Source organism: Acinetobacter sp. YH12076, assembly GCF_013419525.1.
Lineage (GTDB): Bacteria > Pseudomonadota > Gammaproteobacteria > Pseudomonadales > Moraxellaceae > Acinetobacter > Acinetobacter amyesii.
In genome coordinates this window covers 1-7,363 of record NZ_VOZY01000033.1, presented here as the reverse complement: position 1 = coordinate 7,363, position 7,363 = coordinate 1, and the positions used below count along the sequence as shown (strand labels likewise).

Annotated in this window: 6 protein-coding genes and 1 pseudogene; 6 read left to right on the top strand and 1 reads right to left on the bottom strand. The window is 35.8% G+C overall.

Going from position 1 to position 7,363, the window contains the following annotated elements:
* Positions 1-1,207, top strand: a 1,207-nt coding sequence (gene msr(E), locus FTU22_RS16105) for an ABC-F type ribosomal protection protein Msr(E) (RefSeq protein ID WP_180062749.1), incomplete at its 5' end; no start/stop codon positions are given.
* Between the two features lie 55 nt (positions 1,208-1,262).
* Positions 1,263-2,147 (top strand): Mph(E) family macrolide 2'-phosphotransferase, encoded by an 885-nt coding sequence (locus FTU22_RS16100; protein ID WP_180095429.1) that lies wholly within the window; start codon positions 1,263-1,265, stop codon positions 2,145-2,147.
* Positions 2,148-2,286: 139 nt separating this feature from the next.
* Here the strand turns inward: FTU22_RS16100 and FTU22_RS16095 are convergent, their stop codons facing one another.
* Positions 2,287-2,589, bottom strand: a complete 303-nt coding sequence (locus FTU22_RS16095) for a hypothetical protein (protein ID WP_018680087.1) — start codon at positions 2,587-2,589, stop codon at positions 2,287-2,289.
* Between the two features lie 211 nt (positions 2,590-2,800).
* On the opposite strand from FTU22_RS16095, the gene mobQ reads away from it, so the two are divergent.
* The 4 genes and pseudogenes from mobQ to msr(E) (FTU22_RS16075) form a co-directional block, all read left to right on the top strand.
* Positions 2,801-4,453: a MobQ family relaxase gene (mobQ, locus tag FTU22_RS16090; RefSeq protein ID WP_018680086.1), complete on the top strand. Its 1,653-nt coding sequence runs from the start codon at positions 2,801-2,803 to the stop codon at positions 4,451-4,453.
* Between the two features lie 682 nt (positions 4,454-5,135).
* Positions 5,136-6,086 carry a replication initiation protein gene (locus tag FTU22_RS16085; RefSeq protein ID WP_180005475.1) on the top strand — a complete coding sequence of 317 codons (951 nt, stop codon included), beginning with the start codon at positions 5,136-5,138 and terminating at the stop codon, positions 6,084-6,086.
* Complete coding sequence (locus FTU22_RS16080; protein WP_004728627.1) at positions 6,083-6,370, top strand: hypothetical protein; 288 nt, start codon at positions 6,083-6,085, stop codon at positions 6,368-6,370. Before FTU22_RS16085 ends, FTU22_RS16080 begins: the two co-directional genes overlap by 4 nt.
* Positions 6,371-6,967: 597 nt before the next feature.
* A pseudogene (gene msr(E), locus FTU22_RS16075) lies at positions 6,968-7,363 on the top strand (ABC-F type ribosomal protection protein Msr(E)); the annotation flags it as partial.

The following is a 7,363-nucleotide window of genomic DNA, read 5'->3' as shown; positions in this document are numbered from 1 at the left end:
TGGTGTTTCCAATGTACAAAACGACACAATGAGTGGCGGAGAGGAAACTCGTGCAAAAATTGCTGCCGCATTTTCCCAACAAGTACATGGCATTCTAGCGGATGAACCAACCAGCCACCTTGATCTCAATGGAATAGATCTACTTATTGGTCAACTTAAAGCATTTGATGGAGCATTACTTGTTATCAGTCATGACCGATATTTTCTTGATATGGTTGTAGACAAGATATGGGAGTTAAAAGACGGTAAAATTACGGAATATTGGGGTGGTTACTCGGATTACTTGCGTCAAAAAGAAGAAGAGCGACAACACCAAGCCGTAGAATATGAGCTGATGATGAAGGAACGGGAGCGATTAGAATCTGCTGTGCAAGAAAAACGCCAGCAAGCTAATCGATTAGACAATAAGAAAAAAGGAGAAAAATCCAAAAACTCTACCGAAAGTGCTGGACGACTTGGGCATGCAAAAATGACTGGCACCAAGCAAAGAAAACTGTATCAGGCAGCTAAGAGTATGGAAAAGCGTTTGGCTGCATTAGAAGATATTCAAGCACCAGAGCATTTGCGTTCTATTCGTTTTCGTCAAAGTTCAGCCCTAGAACTGCACAATAAGTTCCCGATTACGGCAGATGGTCTGAGCTTAAAATTTGGTAGCCGTACTATCTTTGATGACGCTAACTTTATAATACCGCTTGGCGCTAAAGTCGCTATAACTGGATCGAATGGAACAGGGAAAACGTCCTTGTTAAAAATGATATCAGAACGTGCTGATGGATTAACCATATCTCCAAAAGCTGAAATTGGCTACTTTACACAAACAGGATATAAATTTAACACGCATAAATCTGTGCTCTCCTTTATGCAGGAAGAGTGCGAGTACACAGTTGCGGAAATTCGTGCAGTATTGGCTTCAATGGGGATCGGAGCGAATGATATTCAAAAAAACTTATCCGACTTATCGGGAGGTGAAATCATCAAACTGCTTTTATCCAAAATGCTTTTAGGAAAATATAATATTTTGCTTATGGATGAACCAGGAAACTATCTTGACCTAAAAAGTATTGCCGCATTAGAAACAATGATGAAGTCCTATGCAGGAACTATTATCTTCGTATCTCATGACAAGCAATTGGTCGATAATATTGCTGACATTATCTACGAGATCAAAGACCACAAAATCATCAAGACTTTTGAGAGAGATTGTTAATGATAGCCAATCTAATCCGAACATTAATTATTGAACTCTTTAAAGGAAATTAAAAATGACAATTCAAGATATTCAATCACTTGCTGAAGCACACGGCTTGTTGCTTACGGACAAAATGAATTTCAATGAAATGGGCATTGATTTTAAGGTCGTTTTTGCTCTTGATACAAAGGGGCAACAATGGTTGCTGCGTATTCCTCGTCGTGATGGCATGAGGGAACAAATCAAGAAAGAAAAACGCATTTTAGAATTGGTAAAAAAACATCTTTCTGTAGAGGTTCCTGATTGGAGAATTTCATCTACAGAATTAGTGGCTTATCCCATACTTAAAGATAATCCTGTTTTAAATTTGGATGCTGAAACCTATGAAATAATTTGGAATATGGACAAAGATAGCCCGAAATACATAACATCTTTGGCAAAAACCTTATTTGAAATCCATAGTATTCCTGAAAAAGAAGTTCGGGAAAATGATTTGAAAATTATGAAACCTTCAGATTTAAGACCTGAAATAGCAAACAATTTGCAGTTAGTAAAATCTGAAATTGGTATAAGTGAGCAATTGGAAACCCGCTACAGAAAATGGTTGGATAATGATGTTCTATGGTCAGATTTCACCCAATTTATACATGGCGATTTATATGCTGGGCATGTACTAGCTTCAAAGGATGGAGCTGTTTCAGGCGTTATTGATTGGTCAACAGCCCATATAGATGACCCAGCGATTGATTTTGCTGGGCATGTAACTTTGTTTGGAGAAGAAAGCCTCAAAACTCTAATCATCGAGTATGAAAAACTAGGGGGTAAAGTTTGGAATAAACTATATGAACAGACTTTAGAAAGAGCAGCGGCCTCTCCTTTGATGTATGGTTTATTTGCCTTAGAAACTCAAAATGAAAGCCTTATCGTTGGAGCAAAAGCTCAGTTGGGAGTTATATAATTTAAAAATATGATTGCTGAGAACTGCCTTGTTTTGAAACTTGGTTGGCTTTAATTAGTTTTTAGTATTCTTTATAGAAAATGCCTCGATCAAGGGGCATTTCTAACAATCATTTAACATAAAATTTCTTATGCGAAATTTAGGTCTTATCCCAAATAAATCCATTAAAAAGATCTTTATCTTTCTGCTTATTTTCTTCGGTCTTATTTTCCGTATTTAAAAATTGCTCAAAATCGGCTAATTGCTGTTTAAACGATTCATCATTTTTTAATTTATTTAAAGCCCAAGCTCCCAGTAGAATTTTACGTCTCGTATCATCTTTACGTTGCTGATCAGAAACTTTCTTTTTTTCACGAGCAGCAATAGCTTGTTTTTGTGCTTTTAGTTGTCTTAATCGTTCTTCTTGCTTTGCAATTTTTTGCTCTAAAGTTTCAACACTCATACCATCACCATCTCAAGGAATCCCCCTCAAGCATAGGTCTGTTTGAATTGAAATTCAAGACAGCCCATGCTATCGTGGTTTTCCCGAAGGGCGCACTTAGCCATTGGATTTCATCCAATGGTGCGACAAGGGGTAAATCCCCTTTGTAATCCCCTGACCAACATATACATGTTGGTAATTTCGATAAATCGAAATAAAGAGCAAAAGCAAAATGGCGATATATCATTTTTCAGTTAAAACGATTAGTAGAGGTAATGGACGATCGGCCGTTGCTTGTGCTGCATATCGTTCAAGTGAAAAATTGGTATGCGATTTTTATGGAAAAGAACAAGACTACACAAGAAAAACTGGTGTCGAATTTACAAAAATCTATGCACCTGAAAATACAAATACTGAGTTACTCAAGCGCCAAACACTTTGGAATGAAGTCGAAAAGGTTGAACGTAGAAAAGATGCATTACTTGCAAGAGAGTTTGAGATTGCATTTCCCAGTGAGTTAAACGCTGAACAGCGTGAAAATATGCTCAATGAACTTTGCCGAAACCTCGTTAAAAAATACGGTGTCATCGTTGATGCTGCTATTCATGCACCTCATACAGACAGTGGAAGTGATGAACGCAACTACCATGCACACATCATGTTCACAACCCGAAGTATTAATGAGCAGGGTGGCTTTTCAGCAAAAAAATATAGGGACTTCAGTCGTGACAATGGCACAGAAACTGTAAGCCACTGGAGAGAATCATTTGCAGAGTTATGCAATCATCACCTGGAACAAAATGGATTTGATGAACGTGTCGATCACAGAAGTTATGAAGACCAGGAAAGTGACCTAGAAGCAACTCAGCACGAAGGTCCTCAAGCGACATACCTCCGGAGACGAGGGATATTTACAGAAATTAGTCTGAAAAATGATGAAATTAAGCTACGTAATTTAAAAATCAAAAAGGTCATCGCACTGGATGAAAACATCAAAGTATCTGAGGATCTTGTTCAAAAAGTACGAAGTGAGCTTCAGTTTCAATACTCTCAAGCTGAGTATTCAGAAAAAACTTCTCAGAAACTTTATGAATTCCAAAATGAAGAATTATCAAAATTAACAACAAAATTAGACACGATGAGTTCTGCAATATCAGAACTACGCAAAAAAGAGCCTTTATTTTTTAAAACAAAATGGATCAATCAAATAAATGACCTGATCGACCAACACAACACCCAACTAGACATCCAAAAGCATATTTCTGGTCTTAGTGAAATAGAAAAAAAAGAGAGATATTCTGATCATTTAAATAAATGGACAGAAGAAAATCAGCTGCTCCAGCCTAAAAAGTCTTTTGCAAAACTTGACGAACCGAACATCACTGTTAAACAACGAAAACTTAATGATCAAATTTCAAATATAGATCATCAAATTTCTGAAATATCACGCAGAGAAACTGAGTATCAAGAGTATGTACGCGATCAAAGACTGGAGATCATAAATAGTTATATATTTGAAGAAGATAACTATGGAAATAAATACTTTAGTCCTCAAAATGGTGAAAAACAAAAGCGACTATATGCAGAAGAAATGGAAGATCTAAAAATCCAAGAATTGCATGCGGCTTTTACAAAAAAAATTGAGACCGAAGCGCAGCAAGAGTTTTCCCAAAAAATAGCAATACAGCTCGAAAACGACCGAAAAGATCGTGAATCTAGAGAACAGCAGTTACGTAAAGAACGAGAGCAACAAGAACAACGCTATGCACAAGAACGAGAGCAACAAGAACATTTGGCATTTTTAAGACGCCAAGAACAAGAAAAACAGCAGAGAAATGAGCCTAAAAAGCCAGAAAATGACAATAACCATGACTACACGCCTTAGCAATCCCATTTAAGCGCAAAAAAACGGGGGTTTTAGCGACTTTTGATAGAAATACAGTAAAACTATAGTTGATAAAAATAAAATCGCTTAGAACGCAAATGAGAGCCTTTTAGCGAGTGTCTACGAGCGACACAACGAAAGGTTGCTTATTCCCCCTCTGAAAAACCGTTTTTTATTGAATTACTGAGGACAGTGATTAGCGAGTGTCTACGAGCGAAGTATTGATGCTTTTGCTCGTCAAAAAGCATGAGCATAGCGAATGCATTATTCATGTTTTGCTTTTTGAATCCTTGATCATATATGCAAAAAACTGCCCCCACGAAGCGAGTGAAACGAGCTTCAATAGAGTACGAGCTTTAGCGAGTACCAAGGGCAGTTTTAATAACTCACTTTGGAAATAAATTCCCTTTTATTCTTTTAAAAAGCTTTTAAAAGCTTTTAGACCCTCTGAAAACCTTATGCAGCAATAGTTTCAAGCGTTAAAAGGGTACAAATAGCATGATAAAGGGTACAAATAGCATGATTTTATCGTTTAAAAGGGTACAAATAGCATGATTAAAGGGTACAAATAGCATGATAAAGGGTACAAATAAATTATTGTACCCTTATGTTTATTGGTGTACATTGTTTTCTCATAAGGGTACAAAAATCATGTTCATTTTTTATAAGGTTTGATATCTGAATGAATAAAGAAAATAGTTATGATAAATCTTATCCAGTAACAACAATGGCTATTCAAAACAAAGTTACTGAATGCTTTAAAAGCATGTCTGTAGATGAAAAAAGAATTTTAATTATGGCTTCTCCGATTGCTAGAAATATCGATGCAAGTGAACAAGATCAAATCTTAATATCTGCTCAACAATTTGCTGATGACTGTGGTATCAAAGTCAATTCTGCTTATAAACAAATTGAAAATGCGTCAAAAAAACTAGTAGATCGGTCCTTTTCATACGTTAATGATAGGGGGAAAAAGGTCTACTCTAACTGGGTAATTGATGCTACTTATGAAGATGCAGGGATATCTTTAAGGTTTACATCTATTGTTTTGGTGATGTTGAAAATTTTAGATAAATACAATCCATACACTCGTTATAAAAAAGATGTAGTTCTAAAATTAAAAAAAGACTACTCAATAGACTTTTACCATTTAGCGAAAAAAAATCAGGCAAAAAATGGCTTTGAATTAACGCTAGATGAAATGTTTACAGAGTTTGGTTTACCAGAATCTTATAGAGATTTGAGGAACTTAAAACGAAGAGTTTTGAAGAGCTCATTAGATGAAATTAATGAATTTACCGATGTAACAGTTGACTATAGTCCAGTTAAAAAAGGACGTTCTGTTGTCGGCTTTAAGTTCACTGTGAAAGAAAAATCTAAGCCAAAATTAATAGCTCCTGAGCGAGATCCAAAAACAATAGATATATTCTGCAACCTGTCTGATGCTCAAATTAAAAAGTACAGTGCTATTTTATCTAAACTTTCTGAGCTATCAGACCTAAGTAACTTCCAGGACTATCCTAGTTTTGCCCTTTGGATTAGTGGCATCTTACGAGATCCGAAAAGTGTAAGAGAGGAAACAGCAAAGCGGATTTTTAAAGCTCTTCATAGCAAGACGGATTTTAAACCATGAAAACTAGAGCTGAATTAGATGCAATGAGCCATCAAGAACTCAAAGACTATGAGCAAAGTTTACTTGCTCTGTGGACACCAAGAATGGCTATTGAAAGTGACATTGAAAGGTTAAGCACTAATCGCAACGAATTATTAGAAATTTTTAATCAATTAAAAAATCCTGATGCTCCTGAAAATGAGCGTTTAAAAAATTCTATTTTATCGCTCAAATATAAGATTGAAGATTTAGAAGATAAATTGGATGATCTTATTCAAGATAATCGCTTAAATCGTGCAGATTGAATTATTCAGTTTATTTAATTAAAACCGTGAAACATTGATCAAAGAATAGGCGTGGAACGTGAATAGTCACAAAAAAGCCGTTCCAGTGCGCTGAACCCTGGAACGTCTTAGTATAAGTTTATGATTTATATCGAATAAAAAACAGTATTTCGTATAAGGTGTATTATGTTAATTTTAGAAAATCTTCACTACTATTATTTTAAAATAAGCCTTATATCCAAGCATAAAACAAGGTTGTCTAGACTTCTTTTAACAGTAAAGTTATCATAAAACTGAATTTTATTTTTTAGGTAAGTTTATGCATTCTATCCGCATTCGTTAAGACACAACTATTTGCATAGTGACACTATTTTATAATGGTGGGCTTTTGTTGTGTCTTTAAGAATATATGCGGATATATAAAGTAAAAGTATGCTTAATTTATAAGTATGCTTTTAGTGCATAGTTTCCAGTTATAACTTAATTGACTAGCTATTTGTCCACCCTGTGGATGAATAGCTTTTTTTTTGGGAGGACACTGTGATGCTAGCTTTTGTTTTCACCTAAATCCTGTTTGCTGCATAAAAAATTTCAAGAGCTAAACAGGAGTAAATAAAAATGAGTTTAATTATTAAAGCGAGAAACATACGCTTGGATTATGCTGGGCGTGATGTTTTGGATATTGATGAATTGGAAATTCACTCTTATGACCGTATTGGTCTTGTGGGTGATAACGGAGCAGGAAAGAGTAGTTTACTCAAAGTACTTAATGGCGAAATTGTTTTAGCCGAAGCGACATTACAGCGTTTTGGTGATTTTGCACATATCAGCCAACTGGGCGGAATCGAAATAGAAACGGTCGAAGACCGGGCAATGTTATCTCGCCTTGGTGTTTCCAATGTACAAAACGACACAATGAGTGGCGGAGAGGAAACTCGTGCAAAAATTGCTGCCGCATTTTCCCAACAAGTACATGGCATTCTAGCGGATGAACCAACCAGCCACCTTGATCTC